We start from the raw sequence: 21,064 nt of genomic DNA, 5'->3' as shown, positions 1-21,064 counted from the left end.
AAGGGCCCTCGCTCTCGCGCGGGCCCTTGTTGCGTTCCGCCCGTTCGGGCGGACGGCGGTCGTCGCGCCAACACCAGATGGAGTACGTATATATGCGCACGACCGGAACCGTGAAGTGGTTCAACGCCGACAAGGGCTTCGGCTTCATCACGCCCGAGGACGGCACGAAGGATTGCTTCGTGCACCACTCCGCAATCCAGAAGCCGGGCTACAAGTCGCTCGCCGAGGGCGAGCGCGTCGAGTTCGACATCGTGCAGGGCCAGAAGGGCCCCGCCGCCGAGAGCGTCGTCAGCCTCTGACGACGCGCGGCAGGCGCCGGCCGGGCCGGTCTGACTCGCGTCGGATCGGCCGACGCATGCCCGCTGCCACGCGTTCCCCTACCCCGGAGCGGTCATGAAGGAAGAAGCGCTGGAGATGGAGGGCGTCATCACCGACGTCCTGCCGAGTGCCACGTTCCGCGTCACGCTCGAGAACGGGCATGCCGTGATGGCGACGCTCTGCGGCAAGATGCGGCGCTTCCGCATCCGCGTGCTGCACGGCGACCGCGTGAAGCTCGAGATGTCGCCGTACGACCTGTCACGCGGCCGCATCACGTTCCGCCACAAGACCTGACCCGCGGCCGGCTGCCTAACGCGCTCTATCGCGCGCGCGCGGCGTCGGCCGCTGTCCAGTCAGGGACGACGGAGCGCGTCGCGGCCGACGGCGCGACGCCGATGAGCCGGAGTCGACCGGAGCCGCCATCCCGCTCCAGCGCGCACGCCGTCCATCCCTCGGCCTCGGCGAATGCCCGGTTGGACGCCAGCCGTTCGAGGATGAGCTGGTGGAGGTCCGGCCCGCCCGCGGGAGCGCGGCCCTTGGCGATGGCGTCGAATCGCTCGTAGAGGCGCGCGAGGGTCGGCTGGTAACCGGCGGCGCTGGTCGTCGCGGGCTTCCGGTATTCCGTGGCATCGCGCATGTCCGGCTCCTGTGCGGGTCGCGCCGCGGCGACGGTATGACCCCGGTCGGGTCGGCCGGCGAGCTCGCAGCGCGTGATCGTACGACGTCACACCGAAGACTAGGCCCGCCGCGCGCAATGTCAATGGATTGTCCAGGACAATCTCTGGACAACGACCACGGCCGGGGTCTAGACGAGCGCGCGCAGCCTCGTGCGAAGCGTCGGCAGGTCGCGGAGCACCGACGCCCCGATCTCGCCGAGCACGGCCCGGTGCGTGTCGGCGGCCGCGCCCTCCACGAGGATCGCGACCTCGTTCGGGAGCAGCGACCGGAGCCGGCGCAGCTCGCGGGCGACGAGCCGGTCTCCGGGCGCCGTGCCGAAGCTCAGCGCCACGGCGCGCGCGTCGAGCAGCGTCACCGCCTCGGCGGCATCGTCGGCGGGCATGCCGGCGCCCACGTAAGTGACTCGCCACCCTTCGGCGGCCGCGGCCGCCGCCGTGACGAGCGCGCCGAGCTCCTCGAACTGCCCGATCGGCGTCGTGACGACGAGGTCCGGCGACGCGACCGGTGAGGTGGCGGCCGCGGTGAGGTGGTCGAGCACGCGCCGCAGCGTCGCGTGCGCCAGATGCCGGTGCGGCGCGCGCAGCGAACCGTCGTGCACCCGCGCCGCCACGCGCGCCTCGAGCGGCAGGACCACCGTGTCGAGGAAGGCCGCCGTCGAGAGTGCGATGGTCGCCCGACGGAGGATCGCGTCGAGCGCCACGGCGTCGAACTGCTCGATCGCCGCGAGACATGCGTCGAGGTGGTCGGCGGCCCCCGGAGCCGAGGATTCCGGCGTCGCGGCGCCGGGCCCCTCGGTGGTGCCGCTGCCGTCCGTCAGCACGGTCCCCTTGCCGGCGAGGGCGGCGAGCGCCTTCGCCGGCAGCGCCGCCGCTCGACGGATCGAGTACCCGGCCAGCGTCGCGCGGCCGAGGAGCCGGAGCCGCTCGATGTCCGCGTCCGAGTAGAGCCGCCGCCCGCTCGGCGTGCGCACCGGGACGACGACGCCGTAGCGCTTCTCCCAGACGCGGATGAGGTCCGCGCTCAGCCCGGTGAGCCGAGTGACGACCTGAATCGGGTGTACGGCGGCGGACGCGTCAGGCTGGCGACGGGGCATGGCGGTATGGGTAACGATCCCGTCCCGTTTTGTCAAGATATTGTCTTGGACAATTTCTCGACACCAGCTGCCGGCTCACGTCACGCGGCCCCGGATGCTCCCTTCACGAGGAGCTTCTGCATCGCGTCGAGCACGGCCGCGCGCGCGCCGTCGTTCTTCAGCGCCCCGAACCCGATCCGGAGCCGGTCACCCTCGACGAGCACGCCGCGCGAATGCGCGTTCAGCGTCTCCATCACCGTGCGACGGTCCTCGGCGCTCCGTTCCCGGCCGGCCGGCATGTGGACCTCGAGCGTGGGGCTCGCGCCACGCACCGCGAGGGCGGACCAGAACACCTCCCCCGTTTCCGCGAGCTCGAACGCGAGGACGTCGTTGCGTTTCTCGTCGGTCCGGAACCTCAGCGCGGTGGAGCGCGCGACGCTCCACGCGATCAGGGCGTCGATGACCTTGACGAAGCGCGGCCGGTCCGTGCCCGGCGTGTCGCGCGCGATGGCCGCGACGAACGCCTCACGCGCCACGGCCAGCGTGCGACTCTCTCGCCGCGGCGACGACCGGGGCTTCGGGTCGCGCGCGGCGCCGGCGGCGGCCCGACGCGACGGCGTGCCCTCCGGCGCCCGGGGCTCGGACTGTCCTGCGGGGTGCGCTCGTCCGTGCTGCAGCGTGTCCTCCATCATGTTCCGCTCGATTGTCAGGTTCGTGTCCGGCGCATGCCGTGGTACGGCTGCGTCAGGCGCGCCACCCGCCACACCCGCCGTGAGCGAGCGCGCCGGGAGCGGGCCGGCTCATGGGTCGTACGTGAGCGCTCTCGGCGCCGCCAGCTGCGCCGCGACCAGGGTCTGGCAGAGATACCCGACGACGTAGTCCGACGCCGTCGCGACCGCGATCTCCCGGCTCGCCTCGAGCTCGACCACTGCTGCGGCCAGGCTGCGCCAGAGGGGCGTGTCCTTGTACTCGTCGTATGGACCTGCCATCGGTGCCGCTCCGGCGCGCGTGACGCAGGTGGCGGCGCAACGACGCCCACCCGAGCGCTAAAGGTGCCCCGCGGACCGGTCCAGGTCAAGGAATTGTCCAGGACACGTTCCCGACACGGTGACCGGTCGGCGCGCTACTTCCCCGTCGCGCGGTGGGAGGCGCCGACGGGCCGCGGGCGGCGGCTGTCCGGTAGGCGGGCGCGACGACTCCGGCGGGCGGCATGATGCTCGGCCGCCCACCGGGGTCGTCGATCCGTCCTCAGGGCAGCAGGAACCCGAAGAACCGCCGGCGCCGCGCGGTCGGCGCGGGCGCGGCGGCCGTGTCGCCGCTCGCCGGCGCCGTGTCCGGTCCAGGAACCGTCGCCCCGCCCGCGGCATCGGCCGAGGGCTGCGCGGTATCGCGACGTTCGCGCTCACGCGCGGCGAAGGCGCCGAAGCCGCCCTTGTTCTGCTCTTTGGGATCCAGCATGTCGAGCACCTCTGGCGCCCCGGGCGGCGCCACGGCGCCCTCCTCGAGATCGGCCTGATCCAAGTGCACCCCGCGCGGTCGGCGCGGCTCTTCCGCGTCGTCCGGCAGGGCGTCGTACGATCGTGCCCGGCTCACGGCGCCGGCGGCACGAGGTCGCCGCACGCGACGATGGAATCCGGCGCGGCGCCCGACGCCGCGATGCGGACGAAGAATGGCCCCTGCGCGGGCAACGGCATGCGCACGGTCGCCTGCCCGGCACCGCGCCCGTCCGCATCCACGACGATCGGCTCGTAGGCCGAGGCAGGGCCGTAGATCCCCCGGTCGGCGTCGCAGCGGCCATGGTGGAGCTGCCACGGATGCACGGCGCCCGGCGTGGCGTTCGTGATGTTCAGCAGGATGCTGGTATTCGCCCGGCTCTCGCCCGAGCGCATCGACGCCCACCCGCCCATCTCCGCGCGCCGCGCCGCGCCGGACGGCACGAACGCCACGTGCCAGCGGGATTCGACGTTCGCCTCGGTGTTCCGGGCGGCGCTCCGGGGCGTCGGCACCTCGGGCCCGCGCAACGCCGCACACCCGGCGGCGGTCGCCGCCAATGCCGCGCCGCACACCGCGCCCCACCGTGCACCGTGCCTCGCGCCCATGCTGCCTCTCCGGTGGGGCGTCGGCTCGACGCCCCCGATCGAAGACTAAGCCGGGGACGCGCGATGTCAATCTATTGTCTAAGACAAATCATGGGCAGAAGTGCGCACGGGACGACGCCCCACCCGCGCCTCGTGGCGCGGCAGGGAGACGGTGAACGTCGTGCCCGCCGCCTCGTCGGATTCCACGGCGATGGCGCCGTGGTGCGCGGTGACGATCCGTTCCGCGATGTAGAGGCCGAGGCCGAGGCTGCCCGTCGGGCCTCCCGGTACCGCAGGGCGCGTCGACCGGCGCGTCTTCATCGGGTTGAAGAGGCCGTCGAGCTGCGCCGACGGGATGAGCGCGCCACGGTTGTGCACCGCGATCGTGACGTGTGTCGGGTCGCCGCTGATGTCGACCGTCACGGTAGTCCCTTCGGCTCCGTGCTGAACGGCGTTGCCGATCAGGTTGCCCAGCGCCTGGCTGAGACGCGCCGCATCCCAGTCCCCGCGCTGCTCGCCGCGGGTGTCGACGCGGATTCGGCAGCCCGGATGCGCCGCCGAGATCTCGTCGACGACGTCGTGGACGACCTTGGCGAGGTTCATGTCCACGCGCACCACGGGGATGCCGCCTCCGAGCCGGCTCCGGGTGAAGTCCAGCAGGTCGCCCACCATCGTCACCGTGCGCTTCGCGCTGCCGGCGATGCGCGTCATGAGCGTGCGGTACGGCTCGTCGAGCTCGCCCGTCTCGAGCATGAACGTCGCCGACGAGTAGATCGCCGCGAGCGGCGTCCGGAGGTCGTGCCCGAGCACCGCCAGGAAGGTCTCCTTCGCCCGCTCCATGCCCTCGTCGTACTGGGCGACCGATTCGGCGAGCGACTGGTCGATGGCTTCGTTGAAGCGCGTGAGGTCATCGACGTCGTCCGACCCGAGCGCGCCCTCGGCCCTGGTCCAGAGCCGGATCACGCTGGCGCGGAGCGCGCGGTACTCGGCCACCATCTGCTCCACCGTGAACCCGCTCGCCGCCCGCCCCGCGCCGTGCTCGCCGGCGGCGGTGGACACGTCCGGGGCCGCCCCATGCGCACGGCCCTTCGACTTCTCCGACTGCGCGAGCCGCGTCTGGGCGGTCGTGAGGTCGGCGGCGATCGCGCTGAGCATCGCGTCGGCGTGATCGCGCAGGGCGGCGATGGCCATCGTCCCACCCGCCGGCGCGCAGGTGCGAGCGAACGCCTCCCACTCGGCCAGGATCGGCTCTCGGTTGGCGAGAATGAAGTCGGCCAGTCGCGTCATCCCGTGCCGTGGTCGAGCGTCACGTTCGATGCGGCGACTCGCATCCGTTACGCATCGCTCCCGGACTCGGCGGCGGCGTCGTTCGACCAGTCCGGCACCTGCGTCCGCAGCGTGGACGCCGGCGGGACGCCGAACAGCTCGAACCGACCGGCATCGCCATCGCGCTCGATGGCGCAGGACGTCCAGCCGGCAGCCTCCGCGATCCGGCGGCTCTCCGCCAGGCGATCGAGCACCGCGGCGTGCGCCTGCCACTCGCCGTCGCCGCCCCGTACGCGGCTGGCCGCGTCGCACTGCGCGTAGAGCGTCGAGAGCGGAACCTCGTCGGGCGTCATCGCGACCTCGTCGTGTGTGTCATGCAGTGGCCGAGCGCCGGACGGTCGGGCCCGAGACTTCACGGCGACGACCGAGCAGCAGACCGCCGCCGACGGCGAGGAACAGCAGCATGCCCGTCGGCAGCCCCCACAGCCTGGCCGAGGCGGCGCCCAGCATGAGCGGCCCCAGGACCGACAGGGCGACGAGGGCCACGGCGAAGAGCTCCGTCTTGTCGGCGTAGTGCCCGTCGAAGAGGCGGCCGCTCCAGCGGCAGGCCGCGAACGCGAGACCGAGCACGACGATCCAGAGGATGGCGGACATCGCTTCCCTCCCGACGGTGAGCGTACGGACCGCGTTCCTCGCGGTCGTCGCGGCCTCGCGACGTGTCGATCCCCGACCGTGCCTCGTCGCGCCGACACGACTTCCCACCATGGAAGCTAGTCCAGCGACCAGCGCGGTCAAGTTTTCGTCCTGAACAATTCTTGGACAAGACTCGCGGCGGCGCGCTCGACGGGGAGCCGTCTGCCGGTGCCGGTGGCGGGGCTGCCGCATTATGTTGGGTAGCGCACACTGTGACGCGCCGCCGCGTGCGGCGCCCTTGCGGAACGCCACCAGCCCGCAGGGCACAGAGAGTCATCGACGGGCGCTACTGGCGACGCCATCATCGTGAGGCGTCGCCTTGTCCGTTCGATACCTGTCAGCCGCAGCGCCCGGCCCGATCCGCAGCGGAGCGGCGACGAGCCGCGACGTCGGCGGCCGCGACGTCCGCGATCTCCGCTGCCGCATCGAACGCACGCCGGCGCACGCCCTGGCGCACGCCGTGACGCGGGCGCTCCGCCTGTGCGACGGCCGCATTCATCCGGCCCACCGCCGCGCGGCCGCGTTCGCCGCCCTCGACGCAGCGACCCGCGCGTACGTGAAGCAGTGCCGGGCGGAGGGCCAGCCCGCGACCGACGTGCTCACGCACCTGAGCGACGCGACGCGCGCGGCCGCCCCGCGACCGCTGCGTCCTGCCGCAGCGAGCGAGCTACGCGTGCAGGTGTTCCACGCGTTCTTCGCCGCGTACTACGAGCGCGCGCCGGTCGCCGCGACGGGCCAGGGGCGCTCGGCGGCGCACTTGGTCGGCGATCGATCGGCACGCCGTTAGGCGCTCGCGCCGGCCGCTGCGTGAAGCGCTTCGGGGCCCGACGCGGCCTAACGTGGGTCGAAGTAGGCCTCGATGCCGTACTGTCCAGCGTCGCGCAGGACGCCGTCGAGCGCGCCCACGCTGATCGTCGGGGCGACCGATCGGCGCACCGCCGACGCGATGGCCGCCAGCACGCCACCCAGCCGAACGCCCGCGGTCCGCAGCGCGCGCACGTAGGCACCCACGGCGCCCGCGAGCGCGGCCTGGGTGGCCTGCGCGGCCAGTGCGGCGTCCGCCGCCGCCCACACGCGCCGTTCCCCGGTGTGGGCGAGCCGCTCCCACGACTCCGCGGTGCCGGGCGCGTGGTCATCGGGCGACTGCCTGGCCGCGGCGGGATGGTCCCGACGCGGCACGTACGGCGTCCCGGTGAGGGCCAGCACGGTGCGCTCGAGCGCGGTACGCTCTGCCGCGGCCGGATCGGCGGCGGGAAGCTTTCTATCGGTGGACGACATGGGATGCTCCTTCGGAAATCGGCGAGGCCAGGAGCGCCGAAGCCGGCGCCGGACCGGGCGTCGCTCTCGCTGGCGCCTGATGACCCGATGTGCCTCGCGATGACCGTACGCAGCCGCCGATGGAAAGATGCCGATTCGTCCCGCACGTTCGCTCGCGGCGTCCGCGCTCCCCTGCCTCTGGTGTCCACCATGTCCGATCCTTTCGTGCGCCGGCCGGAGTCCACCGATGCGCCCAGGCGGTAGCCCGATGCCGCGACACGAGCTCGGCGCGGCGGAGCGGCGCGCCCGCATGGTGGGCTGGCGCAGCGGCGACGTGCTGCGCGCGACGGCCCTGGTGACGAGCTATCTGCTCGCCCTCGCGCTGCTGTGGGTGGCGCGCGACATCGCGCTCACCGCGTTCCTCGGCGTCCTGTTCGGGCTCGCGGTCGGCGCCGGGGCCGAACAGCTCACGCGGCTGCGCATCCCGCGCGGCATCGGCGCGCCGCTCGTCGTGTTCGGGTTCCTCGGCGCCCTGTACGGCGTCGGCGCGGCGATCGCGCCCACGGTGCGGGAGCAGGCCATCGAGCTCCGCACGCGGGTGCCGGAGGCCGTCGATCGCATCGAGGCGTGGGTGAATGCGCGCCCGGGCGTGGCCGGCTTGTTCCTCGGCGGCCGGGAGGTCGCGGCCACGCCGGCCACGCCGCCCACGACGCCCGCGCCCGCCGTCCGTGGACGCCCGCGCGTGCCGACGTCGGCGCCCGCCACAGCGCCCGCCGCCCCGCGCGCGCCGACGCTCCGCGAGCGGATCACCGAGCAGTTGAGTGGTGCGGCCCGGTACCTGTTCCCGTTCCTGTCGTCGACCGTGACCGTCGCGGCCGGGCTGTTCCTCATCCTCGTGCTGGCGATCTACGTGGGCGCCGACCCGGCGCTCTACCACACGGGACTGATGCACCTGTTCCCGCACGGCGCGCGCGACCGGGCCGGCGTGGTGCTGACGCGGATCGCGACCGTGCTGCGGCGATGGCTCGTGACCCAGCTCATCGCCATGCTCACCATCGGCGTGGTCAGCACCGTCACGCTGCTCGTCCTCGGGGTGAAGGCGGCCGTCGCGCTCGGCGTGATCGCCGGGCTGCTGGAGTTCGTGCCGACGATCGGGCCCATCCTGTCCGCCGTGCCGGCGATCGCGATGGGCTTTCTCGACTCGCCGGAGAAGGCGCTCACGGTGGGGCTGGCCTACCTCGTCATCCAGCAGCTCGAGGGGCACGTGCTCATCCCCATGCTCATGAAGGAAGGGATGGATCTGCCGCCGGCCCTCACCATCGTGACCCAGGGCGTGATGGCGCTGCTCTTCGGCTTCCTCGGGCTGATGGTCGCCGTCCCGCTGCTGGCGGTCGTGATCGTCCCGATCAAGCTGCTGTACGTCGAGGGCGTCGTCGGCGACGCGGCCGACGCGTCGCCGCTCGGTGTGGCGGACGCTGCCCCGGGCGCCTAACGACGCTCCGTCCCGTACCCCAAGGCGGGGAGGAGGCCGCCTGACGCCGATGCACCAGGCCCGACGGTCAGGCGCGTGGGTGTACGCATCGAACGCCCGGAATCACCGGGATCGCAGCGATTAGCGTCGAATCGTTGGCCGAACGACCGCTTTATGCCGTTCACGGCTCCGAACGTGCTGTGGGAGATGTCGCACAGCGAGGGGCCGGTTCCGCCACACGGATCCGGTCCCTCGTCGCATCCTCGCCTTCACGCGACCCCTGCCCCCATGTCGATCCTCGGTCCTGTCCACTACCGTCGTCCACCGCCGACGGCCCACGCTCGCACGCACGCGAGCCGTCCGGTCCCCCTCGCCGCGCGCGGCCACACCCTGCGCCGCGCCGTGGAGCATCAGGGCGTCGGCCCGTTCGACGTCGACCCGCTCGTGTTAGGCATCGTGCGGCGCCGCTGATGGCGCCGCCGGTGAGGACCGCGACGCGCGGCGAGCGAGTGGAGCACAACCGTCTGCTGCGGGCGCTGCCCGCGACGGAGTACGACGCGATGCGCGCCGACCTGCACGACGTGGCGATCACGCAGGGCGCGGTCCTGTGCGAGGCACAGGCGCTCGTCACGCACGTGTACTTCCCACAGCGCTGCGTGGTGTCGCTCCTGACGCCGGTCGACGAGGGGCCGGCCGTGGAGGTGGGACTCGTCGGCAACGAGGGCATGGTCGGACTCACCGTGTTCCTCGGTGGACGGCTCGCCACCACGCAGGCGGTGCTGCAAGTGCCCGACGGCGCGTCGCGCATGACGGCGGCCGCGTTCCGGCGCGCGCTCCGGCGAGGGCCGGCGCTGCCCGCGCTGATGCAGGCGTACGCGCGCACGATGCTGGGCCAGATCACGCAGAACGCGGCGTGCAGCCAGCGCCACCTCGTCGGTCCCCGGTGCGCGCGCTGGCTGCTCATGGCGCACGACCGCGTCGGCGAGGACCGGTTCACGCTCACGCAGGCCTTTCTCGGACAGATGCTCGGCGTGCAGCGCGCGACGGTGTCGATGGCGGCCCAGGCGCTGCACACGCTCGGCGTGATTCGCTACGCGCGCGGGCACGTTACCGTCACCGACCGCGCGGGCCTCGAGGCCGCCGCATGCGCGTGCTACGACGTGATCGCGGCCGACTACGCGCGAGCGTTCCCGCGGGCGGCCGAGTGAGCGTCGCGAGGCGCTCGGACTTCATCGCGCGCTACCGTGCGCATCATCCACAGCTAGGCGAGGGCTGCATGTCGACCGGTCACAGGCGCGTGGTGAGGGCCGCGGATCTCGGCGCGGACGTGCCGCGCCCCGAAGCGCTACTGAGGACGGGGGCGTTGCAGAGCGCGATCTTCAACAGCGCCAACTTCTCCAGCATCGCCACCGACGCGGACGGCGTCATCCAGATCTTCAACGTCGGTGCCGAGCGCATGCTCGGCTACACGGCAGCGGAAGTGATGGACAGGATCACGCCCGCCGACATCTCCGACCCGCAGGAGCTGGTCGCGCGCGCCACCACGCTCAGCGCGGAGCTCGGGACGCCCATCACGCCAGGGTTCGAGGCGCTCGTGTTCAAGGCGTCGCGGGGAATCGAGGACATCTACGAGCTCACCTACATCCGCAAGGACGGGAGCCGCTTCCCCGCCGTGGTGTCGGTCACCGCGCTGCGCGATGCGCAGGACGCGATCATCGGCTATCTGCTCATCGGCACCGACAACACAGCGCGCAAGCAGGTGGAAGAGGAGCGCCAGAAGCTCGAGCAGCGCCTGCAGCAGAAGAACGTCGAGCTCGAGAACGCGAGCCGCATGAAGTCCGAGTTCCTCGCGAACATGTCGCACGAGCTGCGCACGCCGCTCAACGCCATCATCGGATTCTCCGAAGTGTTGGGCGATGGCCTGATGGGCCCGATGACGGACCAGCAGCGCGCCTACATCGGCGACATCTTCCGCAGCGGGAAGCACCTGCTCTCGCTCATCAACGACATTCTCGATCTGTCGAAGGTCGAGGCGGGCAAGATGCTGCTCGATCTCGAGCCGGTGCAGGTGTCCTCACTGTTCGTGAACAGCCTCTCGGTCGTCAGAGGCAAGGCCGCCGCCCGCCACGTCCAGCTCGAGACGGACGTCGCGAGCGACCTGGGCTCGATCTGGGCGGACGGCCGCAAGGTGAAGCAGATCGTGTACAACCTGCTGTCGAACGCGGTGAAGTTCAGCGCCGAGCGTGGCACCGTGACCCTGCGCGCTGGCCGCGTGGCACGCGCCGCCGCGGGCCGCCTAACGGGCGACTGGGCGGGCCGTGCGCTGCCGCTGGCCGACAGCGCGTTCGAGGAGTTTCTGGAGATCAGCGTGACCGATGCCGGCATCGGCATCTCACCGGACGCTCTGGAGCTCCTGTTCAAGCCCTTCAGTCAGATCGACAGTGGGTTGGCGCGGAAGTACGAGGGCACGGGCCTCGGCCTGGCGATGGTGAAGCTCCTGGCCGAGCTGCACGGCGGCGCCGTCGCCGTGGAGAGCGCGGTGGGCGTGGGCTCCCGGTTCACGATCTGGCTGCCGCTCCGCGCGCCCGAGAAGCCGACGGCGCCGCCGGCGCCGGCGCCCGAGCCGTACGTCGCGGAGGCGCCGGGCGGGCGCACGGCGCTCGTCATCGAGGACGACGTCCAGTCCGCGGAACTGATCCGCCTGCAGCTCGAGGCGCAGGGCCTCACGGTGCTCCACGCGGTCAGCGCGGACGAAGCGCTGCGCCTCGCGGCGCGGCCGCTGTCGCTGATCACGCTCGACGTCATGCTGCCCGGCACCGACGGGTGGGAGCTGCTCGGCCAGCTGAAGCGGCTGCCGGCGCTGCGACACATCCCGTTCGTGCTCATCTCGATCGTGGCGGACCGCAGCCGCGGCTTCGCGTTAGGCGCGGCTGCGGTGATGCAGAAGCCCATCTCGCGCGAGGAGCTCGGCGCCGCCCTCTCCGACCTCGGGCTCGGCGCCGCGACCGCCGACGGCCCGGCGCGGCGCGTGCTCGTCGTCGACGACGACGCGAAGGCGGCGGAGATGATCGCGCTCCGCATCACGAGCATGGGCGACACCGTGATTCGCGCGTCGGGCGGGCGCGACGCGATCGAGATCGCGCGGCGCGAGCTGCCCGACCTCATCGTGCTCGACCTGATGATGCCCGACGTGAGCGGGTTCGACGTGGCCGAGGCGCTCGACCGCGAGCCCGCCACGGCGTCCATTCCGATTCTCGTGGTGAGCGCGCAGCAGATCACGGCGGAGGACCGCGCGAAGCTGGAGGGCTACGTCACAGGCATCGTCGGCAAGGCCGGCTTCGACGGCGAGCGGTTCACGGCCGCCGTCAGACGCGCGCTGTCGGGACGCGCGGTGGCCGCCTGAGATGGCGACGGTGCTCGTGGTCGAGGACAACGCGGCGAACATGAAGCTGACGACGTTCCTGCTGGAGTCGGCGGGACACACCGTGCTCGCGGCGTCGGACGCGGAGGCTGGGCTCACGCTCGCGCGGGACCGGCACCCGGCGCTGATCCTGATGGACATCCAGCTGCCCGGCATGGACGGCCTCGAAGCGACCGCGCTCCTCAAGCGCGACGCGGCCACGCGCGACATCCCGGTGATCGCGCTGACCGCCCTCGCGATGAAGGGCGACGAGGAGCGCATCCGCGCTGCCGGGTGCGACGGGTACGTCGCGAAGCCGATCGACTACAAGGAGTTCCTCGCGACGGTAGCCGATCGGCTGCCCGGCGCGTGAGCGCGGTCGGCGCGCTCTTTCGTCTTCACCTTGCCGAGTCACCTCACAGATGCCATCCCGCTCGATCGAACCGACCCGCCCGACGCCAGGCACGGCGGCCGCCGAACGCGTGAGCCTCCGCGCCGGCGCCATCACCGACCGCACGATGCTGCGCGTGACCACCGACACCGCGGTCAAGCGCAACGTCTTTCCCAGCTCCTCGGGCCATTCGAGCGGCCGCAGCAACCTGCAGACACGGCTTCACGTCGAGGCCTGGGTGCGGAACGCGAGCTACGTGAAGCACGTGTGGATCGACGTGCACGTGCTCGCGATGGACGACGCGGTCCTGCAGCGGGAGACCTTCACCCTCGGATTCACGCACGCGGCCGGCGACGGCAACGACGTGTTCGCGTTCGACGGGCTCCTGTACCAGGGCTCCGTCGCCACCCAAGGCTCCGTCGACCCTCGGCCGGACGCCAGGACCGTGCAGTACCGACTCTACTGCGAACAGACGGCGCGGATCTTCACCGACGGCACCACGCACGAGTGTGAGCTGCGTGAGGACGCGCGGTCGGGATGACGCGAGGCGCGGCGCAGGCCCCAGCCGCGACACGGCGTTAGGCGCGCGTTAGGCGTGTTGCGCCTGGACGGCGCAAGGCTCGTTCCCGCTCCCTGCATCCGCGCGTGCGGACGGAACGCATGGCGGTGCCGAGTGTATTCAGGTATCGTTCGTGGTTGGGTTCGGCCCACCCGAGGTGCGCGTGTCGACTACGATCCGAATGCCCGCGACGCTCCAGGCGTCGCTGTCCGGCCGCTACGCGCTCGAAGGGGAGCTGGGACGAGGGGGGATGGCGACGGTTTATCTCGCCCGCGACCTCGCGCACGGCCGGCAGGTTGCCGTGAAGGTGCTGCTGCCCGAGCTGGCCGCCTCGATCGGCGCCGACCGCTTCCTGCGCGAGATCGCGCTGGGCGAGGTGCTCCAGCATCCGAACATCGTCGGTGTGCTCGACGCGGGCGACGCCGCGGGGCAGCCGTACTACGTGATGCCGTACGTCGAGGGAGAGTCGCTGCGCGACCGCCTGGACCGCGAGCGCCAGCTCTCCATCGAGACGACGCTCGACCTCGCGCGGCAGGTCGCCGACGCGCTCGACTACGCCCACGCGCACGGCATCGTCCATCGCGACATCAAGCCCGAGAACATTCTGCTCTCCGGCGATCGCGCGTGGGTCGCCGACTTCGGGATCGCCCGCGCGGTGACGACCGCCGGCGGCGAGAAGCTCACGCGCACGGGCATCGCGGTGGGCACGCCGGTGTACATGAGCCCCGAGCAGGCGTTAGGCAGCAAGGACGCCGGCGCCGCGAGCGACATCTACAGCCTCGGTTGCGTGGTGTTCGAGATGCTCGCGGGCGACCCGCCGTTCGCCGGCGCCAACATGATGGCGCTGCTCGCCAAGCACTCGCTCGAGACCGTCCCGAGCGTCCGGATCGTGCGCCCGAGCGTGCCGCCCGAGGTGGAGGACGCGATCTTCTGCGCGCTCGAGAAGACGCCCGCGGACCGGTTCCGCACGGCGGGCGAGTTCGCGGCCGCGCTGCGCGGCGAGGTCCCGGTCGCGCGACGCCGGCGCACCGGCGTGCTGGCGGTCCCCGCGGAGGCCGCGACGCCTGCGCCCCCGGCACGGCCACCCCCACGCGGCGTCCCGCGCCGCCTCGCCATCGGCGGGGCGGCAGCGGCCATCGTGCTGGCCGGCAGCCTGGCCGCATGGCGGGCGAGCGATGCGCGCGCCGCCCGCGCCGCGAGCGCCGCGCGTGCAGGCGGTGACCTCGACCCGCGGCGCGTCGCGGTCCTGTACTTCGAAGACGAGAGTGAGAAGCGCGAGCTCGCGCCGCTCGCCGACGGTCTCACCGAGCGCCTCATCGGCGCGCTCGCCCAGGTGCCATCGCTCTACGTGGTGTCGCGCAACGGCGTGGCGCCCTTCCGCGGCGACTCGGCGCTCGACAGCGCGGCACACGCGCTGAAGGTGGGGAGCCTGGTCGTCGGCCGCGTGCGCCGGACGCAGCGGGGGCGGGGCATTCACGTGGACGTGCGCCTGCTGGACGTGGCGTCCAACACCGACGTCGGCGCCAGGGGGTTCGACGTCGGTGCCTCCGACGTGGCATCTCTCGGTGACTCGGTCACCGCGCGGGTGAGCGAGTTCCTGCGGAAGCAGCTCGGCACGCGGATCGAGCTCGCCGAGCGGCGCAACGCGACGGCGAGCACGCAGGCGTGGCTCGCGCTGCAGCGCGGGGAGCGCCTGCGCAAGGACGCCGACTCGTCGCTCGCGGCCGGCGACCTCCAGGCCGCGGTGTCGGCACTGACGGCGGCCGACGCGTCGCTCGCGTCGGCCGAATCGCTGGACGCGGCGTGGGCCGAGGCCCCGGCGCTGCGCGCGTTCGTGGCGGCGCAGCGCGGCCGCGCCCTTCGCGCGCGACCGGCGGACGCGGCGGTCGCCGTCGACAGCGGGATCGTCCACGCCGACCGCGCGCTCGCGCTCGATCCGCGCAACGCCGACGCGCTCGAGGCGCGCGGCACGCTCCGCTACCTCCGGTCCCAGCAGCTGGTGAGCACCGATCCCGCGGGCTCGGCTCTCGCGCTCGTTCGGGCCGAGGGCGACCTGGTGGCGTCGACCGGCGCCAACCCCGGGCAGGCGTCGGCGTGGGCGACGCTGAGCGTGCTGTACTACCGCAAGCAGTCGGTGCAGCAGGCGAACCTCGCCGCACAGAACGCCTACCGCGCCGATGCGTACCTGCGCTCCGCGGACGCGATCCTGACGCGCCTGTTCTGGACGTCGCACGACATGGAGAGCTTCCAGGACGCGCAGCACTGGTGTGCGGAGGGCACGCGACGCTTCCCCGCGCAGCCGTTCTTCACCGAGTGCCAGCTCTGGCTGCTGACCACCAAGCTCGCCGCGCCCGACCCGCCGCGCGCGTGGGCGCTGTACCGGGAGCTGAAGCGCATCACCCCGCCGGCGCGGTGGCCGACGGACAGTCTGCGCGGGCAGATCATCGTCGCGATGGTGCTCTCGCGCGAGCCGACGTTGGTGGACAGCGCGCGCCGCGTTCTCGATCGGACCAGGGCGTCGGCCGAGCTGGACCCGCAGCGCGAGATCACCGGCTTGCGGGCCGTGGGCCGTGTGTTCCTGCACGACTACGATGCCGCGATCACCGACATCGAGACCTACCTCGCGAGCAACCCCGAGCACGCCCGCGGCTTCAAGACGAACACCGCGTGGTGGTGGCGCGACCCCGGGCTCCAGAACCACCCCCGCTTCCAGCGTCTGCTGGCGGGCATTCGGTAGTCCCGATCCGCCGGCACCTCCGTCGGGTCTCCTCGTTCCACGAGCTCTCAATGCAGCACGGATTCCGCACGCGGGCACTGCTCGCGCTGGTCTTCGTCGCCGGCTGCTCCGGCGACGTCCCCACCCATCCTCGCGCACCGAGCGACGCGCGCGCACCGAGCCGGTCGCTCGCGCCGACGCCGGATGCGCAGGTGGGACCGCTCCTCGCGGCGCTGTTCCCGAGCGGCCTCGAGGCGGTGGCCGCGACGCGATGGGACGCGCTGAAGCGCAGGGTCGCCGCCGGACAGACCGCCGGCGCCAGATCGGTACTCGCCGAGCTGGTCGCGTGGATCGATCGACAGACGCCGGGCATCGCGGCGCTCACGCCGGCGCTCTGCGACGGCGCGGTCTGCGAGACGGTGCCGAGCGTCGCGGCGAAGGTGAAGCTCTACATGACCGCGTACGTCTACGGGCTCGTGGTGCCTAACATTCCGACGGGCGTGGACTTCGGCGGCGGGCTGGTGCTGCCGGGCACCGACCCGGCACCGATCATCACGCTGAACCAGCTCGCGGGCGTCGACCTGAAGCCGCTGAGCGTGGACGTGCCGACGCTCATCACGATCGTCGAGAACCGGACGAGGTATCCGCTGTGCGGCGGGCCGCTCGCGACGACCCTGTGTCAGCTCCCGCGCTTCTACCGGTTCGACGCGTCGCCGCACGTGAAGCTGAACGTGCCCGCAGACTTCGCCGTCTGCCACACGAAGCCGGCCGCGCTGCCGTGGGGGACCACGAACCTCGACGCCCGCATCCGGGTCGCCCACGACCGACCGACGAGCGCGAGCGACGACACCCCGGGCGCGATCCGGACCGGCGGCATCGAGATCCTCGCGTACACCCCGATCACGTTCCTGCACTGCGAGGACCACACGAACGTGGCCTTCGCGGCCCCCGCCTCGGCGCTCGAGCAGCGCGGATGGGCGCTGCTCGGTGCGCTCTGGTCGGCAGTCGCGCCGCGGACGGCGTGGGCGATCGACCTCGGAGGCGGCGGCCAGTCGCTCTCCTTCAGCAACTTCAACCTCGTCGACCCGGTCCCGCGGCGTCGGCCGTAACGAACCTCAGGCGGGGAGCGCGCGCGAGACGACGACGGTGACGTTGTCGCGCGCGCCGTCCGCGAGCGCCAGCTCGATCAGCTCGCGGCAGTCGACTTCCGCGTTCGTACCACGGGCGAGCACCGCGGCGATGCGATCCTCGCTGATGTGCTTCGTCAGGCCGTCGGTGCACAGGAGGAGCAGGTCCCCGCGCTCGAGCGTGACGGCGCTGACCACGGGCGTCATGTCGGGCGCGCCCACCGCGCTCGAGAGGACGTCGTTGTAGCCGGCCTGCTCCGCCTGCTGCTCGGACATCGCGGCCTGGTCGACGAGGTAGGCGCCCATGGTCTGGTCGCGCGTCAGCCGCCGCAGGGCGCCGGCCCGGAAGTGGTACGCGCGGCTGTCGCCGATGTGCACGAGGAACACCTGCGGCCAGACGAGGAGCGCGATCGTGAGGGTGGTGGCGGGGCCACCCTGACTCGCGCCGAACGTCCCGAGGAGCCGTTCGTGCGCGCGTTGCACGGCCTGGCGGAGCGGATCGAGGAATGCCTGCTCGCGGCCCGCCGGCACGGCGTGGTAGCTGCCCACCGTCTCGCTCAAGTACTCGACGATCGTGCGCAGGGTGATCCCGCTCGCCAGCCGGCCCCCCTCCTGGCCGCCCACCCCGTCGGCGACGGCGAACAGGTACGCCTTCGGGCCGCACAGCGGCTCGAGCAGCCCGCGGTCCTCCAGGTTCGTCTGCCGCACCTCGAGCGACCGCTGCAGCGAGGCGATGATGAAGTGGTCCTCGTTGCCAGGGCGCACGGCGCCGACGTGCGAGAGCCCGTAGCTCTCCACGCGGCGACGAACGTCGTCGCTGCGCAGGGCCGGCGGCGAGGTGGCTTCGACGTCGCCGGGCGACAGCCGTACGGCGAAGGGCGCGGGGGTCGCGGCGGGTGCGCCCGCGACGTGCTTCCAGTAATCCGAGAACTTGCCCACGGGGTCTCCAGGGACTCGGGGAGCTCGGCGGTGCGGGCTGGGGGCTGGGGGCTCGTGCCGACGGCGCTTCCCGTGTGGTCCCGCGGTGCAGTGCAGTATAGTCGGTCGGCGCGACCGGATATCCGGCATCCGCTCTATGTCGGCAACCTCACGTAGCGCATCGGCGCGGGGTAGATTGAGGAGCCTGCGGTTCTTCACCAGCGCGGGATGACGGCGCCGCACGCCGTCGCGCACGAGTGCCTGGCGGTCCTGGCGACGCCCCCTTTCGCGGAGCGAGGTATGCTCGGGCCGTCGAACGACACGCCACGCGAGGTGGAGCGTGCGCCGGCGCCGCCCTCGGGAGCGAGCGTTCGGCTCCGCGCGCTGGCCGCGCTCAGCGGCTCCCTCACGGACGCCCTCCACCCGAAGGAGGCCGTCGACCTGGTCGAGCAGCAGGCGCTCTCCGCGTTGGGCGCCACGAGCGCGGTCGTGGTGACGCTGGGCACGTTTCCCCCGCCGTTGCGCTCCGTCCTGGGCGCGCCGGTGATGTCGGTCGGCACCACGCTGCACGTGGTGCACGCGATCGGCCTGCCGGCCGAGGTGCGCGCGGCGCTCCACGAACTACCGCTCGACGCGCCGGTGCCCTTCGCAGAGGTCGCACGCACGGGCGCACCCCTGTTCCTCCCGACGGAGGCCGCGCTCCGGACCTACCCCGACTGGGGGGCCGCCATGACCGCGGCCGGCGCCGGCTCGGCGGCCGTCGTACCCGTCTGGGCGAACGGCGAGCTGCGCGGCGTGCTCGGGCTCGCGTGGCCCGAGCCCCGCACGTTCGACGAAGACGAGCGCGCGTTCGTGCTCACGTTGGGCGTGATGTGCGCGCAGGCGATCATGCGCGCGCACCTGCGCGACACCGAGCGTCACGCCCGCGAGGCCGCGGAGCTGGCGAACCGGTCGAAGGCGCATTTCGTCGCGACCATCAGTCACGAGCTCCGCACGCCGATGAACGCCATCCTGGGCTACACGGCGCTGATCGGCGACGGCATCTACGGCGCGGTGAGCGCGCTCCAGCAGGAGCACCTCGGGCGCGTCCGCGCGTCGGGCCAGCATCTGTTAGGCCTGATCGAGGAGCTGCTCGGGTATGCGCGGATCGAAGCCGGGGAGGCCGTGGTGCGGCCGGAATCCGTGGGGCTGATCGCGGTCCTGGAGCAGTCGCTCGTACTCGTGCGGCCGCTCGCGGAGCTCAAGGGGCTGCGGCTCCGGGTCGAGGGCCCGGCCGAGCCGGTCGAGCTGTACACGGACCCGCACAAGCTGCGGCAGATCCTCGTCAACCTGCTGGCGAACGCGGTGAAGTTCACCGACCAGGGCGAGGTCGTGGTCCTGCTGCGGGTGGAGGGCCGTGACGCCGCCGTGCGCCTCGTCATCGAGGTGACGGACACCGGATGCGGCATCCCGCCCGAGGTCCAGGCACACGTGTTCGACCCGTTCTGGCAGGCCGACCCGGCGTCGACGCACAGCGACGGCAGCAGCGGCCTGGGGCTCTCGGTCGCCCGCCAGCTCGCGCGGCTCCTCGGCGGCGACGTCGTCGTGGCGCGCAGCGCGCCGGGCGAGGGAAGCACGTTCGTCGTGTCGCTACCCGCGCAGTACCCGGGCCAGCCGGAGCGCCGCGCGGCACCGTGACGCAGGGACGGGCCGTCCGACGCTCGCGTCAGGCGCGAACGTTAGGCACCTGCGTTAGGCGCTTGCGTTGGGCACCTCCGTTAGTCTCCCGCGTTAGGCACCGCCGCGCCACGCTGCGCCACGATCCCGCGGAGCAGCTCGATCTGCTCGTGCTGGAGCGCCACGAGCGCGGTCCACTGCGCCTCGCGGAGCGCGTCCAGCTTGTCGTGCAGCGCGCGGATCTCGAGCTCCGCCTTGAGGTTCACCTCGTAGTCGGTCTGCGCCTCCACGCGGTCCCGATCCGTCTGCCGATGCTGGCTCATCATGATGACCGGCGCCTGGAGCGCGGCCAGCATGGAGAGCATGAGGTTGAGGAAGATGTACGGGTACGGATCGAACGCCTGCCGGCGCGTCAGCAGCACCGTGTTGAGCAGCGCCCAGGCGAGGAGGAAGGCGAAGAAGAGGAGGATGAACGTCCACGAGCCGCCGAACGACGCGATGCGGTCGGCCAGGCGCTCGCCGACGGTGCGCGAGGCGAGGTACTCCTCGTGCGCGTTGCGGGCGACGCGGGCGTGTCGCAGCGCCGTGGCGAGGTCGGCGCGGTCGGCGGCGGACATCGCGGACCAGTCGGACGCCCGCCGCATCGCCGCCGAGACATCGACGGCGGGCACGTCATCGGCCACGGGGTGCCTCCGACCGCCGGTCGCGTGCCGCGTCCGCGCGCATGAGGAGCTCGCACAGCGCCTGCTCGCTCCGAACGCGCCAGTCGGGCGGATAGTCGGTCGTCTGGCGGCGCTCGACGCTCGAGTGGAACACGAGCCACCGCGGACTGGCGCCCCCGAACAGGTCGTTCGGCGCGACCTCCCAGACGGTCCACCGCCGACCGTCGGCGTCGGAGACCACACGTCCCATCTCCGGCGTGCCGCCAGCGGCGCGTGCCGTGACGGTCGACGCGTGGACACGCTCCGCGTGCCAGCGCAGATAGACGAACGTCGCGCGCCCGACCTCGACGCGCAGCCGCGTGAGCCCGGACAGCAGCGCACGATCCAACGCTTCCCCGTCGTCGCGCCACGGCGTGTCCGCCGCGAAGGTCGAGGCATGCGCGACGAGCTCCGGCTCGAGCTTCGCGAGCAGTTCGAGCGCCTGTCTCACATCCACGTTCGCACGCATGGGCCGCACCCTCCGTTCAGGGTTGGCCCGCCCGCGCCGGCGTCGGCGTCGACGCGACGGCGGAGGTGCTCGCGCCGTGGTGGTCGACACGTGCGCCTCCGAGGGGCGATCGGGGCGCGGACGGGCGGAAAACGAAACGACGCCCCCGCGGTCATGGGTGGCGTCGCCAGTAGCGCCCGTCGATCCGGTCCACGTTCCCCGCGTGCTGGTGGCGTTCCGCGGAGGCCTGCGCGCGCAGGTTCGCGTAGTGTGCGACACCCGACATAGCGCGCGCAAGGGCGGCCCGCCCGCGCG

At 72.5% G+C, this 21,064-nt stretch carries 25 protein-coding genes and 1 pseudogene; 13 read left to right on the top strand and 13 right to left on the bottom strand.

Annotated elements, in window-relative coordinates; all coding sequences use genetic code 11:
• Positions 1 to 92 precede the first annotated feature (92 nt).
• Both J421_RS30940 and infA read left to right on the top strand, forming a co-directional pair.
• A complete protein-coding gene (locus J421_RS30940; RefSeq protein WP_025415008.1) occupies positions 93 to 299 on the top strand; it encodes a cold-shock protein in 207 nt (68 codons plus the stop codon).
• 94 nt (positions 300 to 393) lie between these two features.
• Positions 394 to 612, top strand: a complete 219-nt coding sequence (gene infA, locus J421_RS30935) for a translation initiation factor IF-1 (RefSeq protein ID WP_025415007.1) — start codon at positions 394 to 396, stop codon at positions 610 to 612.
• 25 nt (positions 613 to 637) lie between these two features.
• Here infA and J421_RS30930 read toward each other — a convergent pair whose 3' ends face one another.
• The 9 genes from J421_RS30930 to J421_RS30890 all read right to left on the bottom strand — a co-directional run bounded on the left by J421_RS30930 (position 638) and on the right by J421_RS30890 (position 6,066).
• The gene (locus J421_RS30930) at positions 638 to 955 is read right to left on the bottom strand and encodes a hypothetical protein (protein ID WP_025415006.1); all 318 of its coding nucleotides are present in this window, start codon (positions 953 to 955) and stop codon (positions 638 to 640) included.
• Positions 956 to 1,123: 168 nt separating this feature from the next.
• The gene (locus J421_RS30925) at positions 1,124 to 2,089 is read right to left on the bottom strand and encodes a MerR family transcriptional regulator (protein WP_025415005.1); all 966 of its coding nucleotides are present in this window, start codon (positions 2,087 to 2,089) and stop codon (positions 1,124 to 1,126) included.
• 80 nt (positions 2,090 to 2,169) lie between these two features.
• Positions 2,170 to 2,760: a hypothetical protein gene (locus J421_RS30920; protein WP_148306653.1), complete on the bottom strand. Its 591-nt coding sequence runs from the start codon at positions 2,758 to 2,760 to the stop codon at positions 2,170 to 2,172.
• A 108-nt stretch (positions 2,761 to 2,868) separates the two neighbouring features.
• Positions 2,869 to 3,057 (bottom strand): hypothetical protein, encoded by a 189-nt coding sequence (locus tag J421_RS30915; RefSeq protein ID WP_025415003.1) that lies wholly within the window; start codon positions 3,055 to 3,057, stop codon positions 2,869 to 2,871.
• Between the two features lie 259 nt (positions 3,058 to 3,316).
• Complete coding sequence (locus tag J421_RS30910; protein WP_148306652.1) at positions 3,317 to 3,661, bottom strand: hypothetical protein; 345 nt, start codon at positions 3,659 to 3,661, stop codon at positions 3,317 to 3,319.
• Complete coding sequence (locus J421_RS30905; protein ID WP_148306651.1) at positions 3,658 to 4,167, bottom strand: hypothetical protein; 510 nt, start codon at positions 4,165 to 4,167, stop codon at positions 3,658 to 3,660. Before J421_RS30905 ends, J421_RS30910 begins: the two co-directional genes overlap by 4 nt.
• Positions 4,168 to 4,245: 78 nt before the next feature.
• Complete coding sequence (locus J421_RS30900; protein ID WP_025415000.1) at positions 4,246 to 5,433, bottom strand: sensor histidine kinase; 1,188 nt, start codon at positions 5,431 to 5,433, stop codon at positions 4,246 to 4,248.
• Positions 5,434 to 5,480: 47 nt separating this feature from the next.
• Entirely contained in the window at positions 5,481 to 5,765 is a 285-nt protein-coding gene (locus tag J421_RS30895) for a hypothetical protein (protein WP_025414999.1), read from the bottom strand.
• Between the two features lie 19 nt (positions 5,766 to 5,784).
• The gene (locus J421_RS30890; RefSeq protein WP_025414998.1) at positions 5,785 to 6,066 is read right to left on the bottom strand and encodes a hypothetical protein; all 282 of its coding nucleotides are present in this window, start codon (positions 6,064 to 6,066) and stop codon (positions 5,785 to 5,787) included.
• Between the two features lie 499 nt (positions 6,067 to 6,565).
• Here J421_RS30890 and J421_RS30885 point away from each other — a divergent pair, with 499 nt between their 5' ends.
• Positions 6,566 to 6,892, top strand: coding sequence for a hypothetical protein (locus tag J421_RS30885; protein WP_148306650.1), 327 nt, complete (start codon positions 6,566 to 6,568; stop codon positions 6,890 to 6,892).
• Positions 6,893 to 6,939: 47 nt separating this feature from the next.
• Here the strand turns inward: J421_RS30885 and J421_RS30880 are convergent, their stop codons facing one another.
• Complete coding sequence (locus tag J421_RS30880; RefSeq protein ID WP_025414996.1) at positions 6,940 to 7,383, bottom strand: hypothetical protein; 444 nt, start codon at positions 7,381 to 7,383, stop codon at positions 6,940 to 6,942.
• Positions 7,384 to 7,630: 247 nt separating this feature from the next.
• Between J421_RS30880 and J421_RS30875 the strand changes: the two genes are divergently transcribed.
• The 9 genes and pseudogenes from J421_RS30875 to J421_RS30840 all read left to right on the top strand — a co-directional run bounded on the left by J421_RS30875 (position 7,631) and on the right by J421_RS30840 (position 17,008).
• The gene (locus J421_RS30875) at positions 7,631 to 8,854 is read left to right on the top strand and encodes an AI-2E family transporter (protein WP_025414995.1); all 1,224 of its coding nucleotides are present in this window, start codon (positions 7,631 to 7,633) and stop codon (positions 8,852 to 8,854) included.
• Between the two features lie 267 nt (positions 8,855 to 9,121).
• On the top strand, positions 9,122 to 9,304 hold the full coding sequence (locus J421_RS30870) for a hypothetical protein (protein WP_025414994.1): 183 nt from the start codon (positions 9,122 to 9,124) through the stop codon (positions 9,302 to 9,304).
• Positions 9,305 to 9,315: 11 nt separating this feature from the next.
• On the top strand, positions 9,316 to 10,041 hold the full coding sequence (locus tag J421_RS30865; RefSeq protein ID WP_158509004.1) for a Crp/Fnr family transcriptional regulator: 726 nt from the start codon (positions 9,316 to 9,318) through the stop codon (positions 10,039 to 10,041).
• Between the two features lie 68 nt (positions 10,042 to 10,109).
• Positions 10,110 to 11,438: pseudogene (locus tag J421_RS34245) on the top strand (PAS domain-containing sensor histidine kinase); the annotation flags it as partial.
• Positions 11,439 to 11,498: 60 nt separating this feature from the next.
• Entirely contained in the window at positions 11,499 to 12,236 is a 738-nt protein-coding gene (locus tag J421_RS34240; protein ID WP_425485861.1) for a response regulator, read from the top strand.
• Between the two features lies 1 nt (position 12,237).
• Positions 12,238 to 12,606, top strand: a complete 369-nt coding sequence (locus J421_RS30855; protein WP_025414991.1) for a response regulator — start codon at positions 12,238 to 12,240, stop codon at positions 12,604 to 12,606.
• Between the two features lie 109 nt (positions 12,607 to 12,715).
• Entirely contained in the window at positions 12,716 to 13,165 is a 450-nt protein-coding gene (locus J421_RS30850) for a hypothetical protein (protein ID WP_148306649.1), read from the top strand.
• Between the two features lie 199 nt (positions 13,166 to 13,364).
• Positions 13,365 to 15,920 carry a protein kinase domain-containing protein gene (locus J421_RS30845; protein WP_025414989.1) on the top strand — a complete coding sequence of 852 codons (2,556 nt, stop codon included), beginning with the start codon at positions 13,365 to 13,367 and terminating at the stop codon, positions 15,918 to 15,920.
• Between the two features lie 50 nt (positions 15,921 to 15,970).
• Positions 15,971 to 17,008, top strand: coding sequence for a hypothetical protein (locus J421_RS30840; protein WP_025414988.1), 1,038 nt, complete (start codon positions 15,971 to 15,973; stop codon positions 17,006 to 17,008).
• 6 nt (positions 17,009 to 17,014) lie between these two features.
• Here J421_RS30840 and J421_RS30835 read toward each other — a convergent pair whose 3' ends face one another.
• The gene (locus J421_RS30835; protein WP_025414987.1) at positions 17,015 to 17,965 is read right to left on the bottom strand and encodes a PP2C family protein-serine/threonine phosphatase; all 951 of its coding nucleotides are present in this window, start codon (positions 17,963 to 17,965) and stop codon (positions 17,015 to 17,017) included.
• A gap of 279 nt (positions 17,966 to 18,244) precedes the next feature.
• Between J421_RS30835 and J421_RS30830 the strand changes: the two genes are divergently transcribed.
• Entirely contained in the window at positions 18,245 to 19,621 is a 1,377-nt protein-coding gene (locus J421_RS30830) for a sensor histidine kinase (RefSeq protein WP_025414986.1), read from the top strand.
• 80 nt (positions 19,622 to 19,701) lie between these two features.
• Here J421_RS30830 and J421_RS30825 read toward each other — a convergent pair whose 3' ends face one another.
• Together J421_RS30825 and J421_RS30820 are read right to left on the bottom strand one after the other, a co-directional pair.
• The gene (locus J421_RS30825; protein WP_236646383.1) at positions 19,702 to 20,271 is read right to left on the bottom strand and encodes a DUF1003 domain-containing protein; all 570 of its coding nucleotides are present in this window, start codon (positions 20,269 to 20,271) and stop codon (positions 19,702 to 19,704) included.
• A 1-nt stretch (position 20,272) separates the two neighbouring features.
• Complete coding sequence (locus J421_RS30820; protein WP_025414984.1) at positions 20,273 to 20,770, bottom strand: hypothetical protein; 498 nt, start codon at positions 20,768 to 20,770, stop codon at positions 20,273 to 20,275.
• Between the last annotated feature and the right edge of the window lie 294 nt (positions 20,771 to 21,064).

The sequence above is a fragment of the Gemmatirosa kalamazoonensis genome, assembly GCF_000522985.1.
Taxonomy (GTDB): domain Bacteria; phylum Gemmatimonadota; class Gemmatimonadetes; order Gemmatimonadales; family Gemmatimonadaceae; genus Gemmatirosa; species Gemmatirosa kalamazoonensis.
This window is presented reverse-complemented; position numbering and strand designations above follow the sequence as displayed.

Bases quoted from the DNA above. Each gene is read 5' to 3' on its own strand.
- J421_RS30820 (WP_025414984.1), bottom strand. From the start codon at position 20,770: ATGCGTGCGAACGTGGATGTGAGACAGGCGCTCGAACTGCTCGCGAAG.
- J421_RS30920 (WP_148306653.1), bottom strand. From the start codon at position 2,760: ATGATGGAGGACACGCTGCAGCACGGACGAGCGCACCCCGCAGGACAG.
- J421_RS30940 (WP_025415008.1), top strand. From the start codon at position 93: ATGCGCACGACCGGAACCGTGAAGTGGTTCAACGCCGACAAGGGCTTC.
- J421_RS30830 (WP_025414986.1), top strand. From the start codon at position 18,245: ATGCTCGGGCCGTCGAACGACACGCCACGCGAGGTGGAGCGTGCGCCG.
- J421_RS30845 (WP_025414989.1), top strand. From the start codon at position 13,365: ATGCCCGCGACGCTCCAGGCGTCGCTGTCCGGCCGCTACGCGCTCGAA.
- J421_RS30915 (WP_025415003.1), bottom strand. From the start codon at position 3,057: ATGGCAGGTCCATACGACGAGTACAAGGACACGCCCCTCTGGCGCAGC.
- J421_RS30870 (WP_025414994.1), top strand. From the start codon at position 9,122: ATGTCGATCCTCGGTCCTGTCCACTACCGTCGTCCACCGCCGACGGCC.
- J421_RS30890 (WP_025414998.1), bottom strand. From the start codon at position 6,066: ATGTCCGCCATCCTCTGGATCGTCGTGCTCGGTCTCGCGTTCGCGGCC.
- J421_RS30905 (WP_148306651.1), bottom strand. From the start codon at position 4,167: ATGGGCGCGAGGCACGGTGCACGGTGGGGCGCGGTGTGCGGCGCGGCA.
- J421_RS30855 (WP_025414991.1), top strand. From the start codon at position 12,238: ATGGCGACGGTGCTCGTGGTCGAGGACAACGCGGCGAACATGAAGCTG.
- J421_RS30900 (WP_025415000.1), bottom strand. From the start codon at position 5,433: ATGACGCGACTGGCCGACTTCATTCTCGCCAACCGAGAGCCGATCCTG.
- J421_RS30925 (WP_025415005.1), bottom strand. From the start codon at position 2,089: ATGCCCCGTCGCCAGCCTGACGCGTCCGCCGCCGTACACCCGATTCAG.
- J421_RS30875 (WP_025414995.1), top strand. From the start codon at position 7,631: ATGCCGCGACACGAGCTCGGCGCGGCGGAGCGGCGCGCCCGCATGGTG.
- J421_RS30930 (WP_025415006.1), bottom strand. From the start codon at position 955: ATGCGCGATGCCACGGAATACCGGAAGCCCGCGACGACCAGCGCCGCC.
- infA (WP_025415007.1), top strand. From the start codon at position 394: ATGAAGGAAGAAGCGCTGGAGATGGAGGGCGTCATCACCGACGTCCTG.
- J421_RS30880 (WP_025414996.1), bottom strand. From the start codon at position 7,383: ATGTCGTCCACCGATAGAAAGCTTCCCGCCGCCGATCCGGCCGCGGCA.
- J421_RS30895 (WP_025414999.1), bottom strand. From the start codon at position 5,765: ATGACGCCCGACGAGGTTCCGCTCTCGACGCTCTACGCGCAGTGCGAC.
- J421_RS30840 (WP_025414988.1), top strand. From the start codon at position 15,971: ATGCAGCACGGATTCCGCACGCGGGCACTGCTCGCGCTGGTCTTCGTC.